Below are 409 nucleotides of genomic sequence, written 5' to 3'. Positions count from 1 at the left end.
CCTATAAGGCGGGCGTTAAGGCTCGTGAAGGGGTTGATTATTAGGCGCTGAGCAAAAGTAAATGAGTACTGTTTTATCTTTTGATTAGCAATACTGTGTCGTAAGAGATGACCTCTAGCTGGCAGTCGAACAATGCAGCAATATATTGAAAGGTTTTAACGGAATAGAAGCTGATGTGAGTTGGGTCTTTCGTATACTGCCAATTCACGATGCCTTGCTTTGGGGGTTGTTTTGTCATAATGCCCAAGACTCCTTTCTTTTTCAGCATCTTAAACAAGAGCTCAAATACCTCTTTTGGCTTGCTCAGATGTTCGACAACCTCTGTACTGGTAATAAAGTCGTAGCGGCCACTTAAAGGGCTTTTGTCTGGCATGTAGAAAGGATCGTACTCTTCTACGTTAAAGCCCTT

The 409-nt window shown here is 42.5% G+C and carries 1 protein-coding gene; it reads right to left on the bottom strand.

Going from position 1 to position 409, the window contains the following annotated elements; genetic code table 11:
- Nucleotides 1-73 precede the first annotated feature (73 nt).
- Nucleotides 74-409, bottom strand: a 336-nt coding sequence (locus A3756_RS16810) for a methyltransferase domain-containing protein (protein WP_156490546.1), incomplete at its 5' end; no start/stop codon positions are given.

It is taken from the genome of Oleiphilus sp. HI0086 (assembly GCF_001635225.1).
Note: the sequence above shows the minus strand (reverse complement) of the source record. Positions and strands in the feature narration are given on the sequence as shown.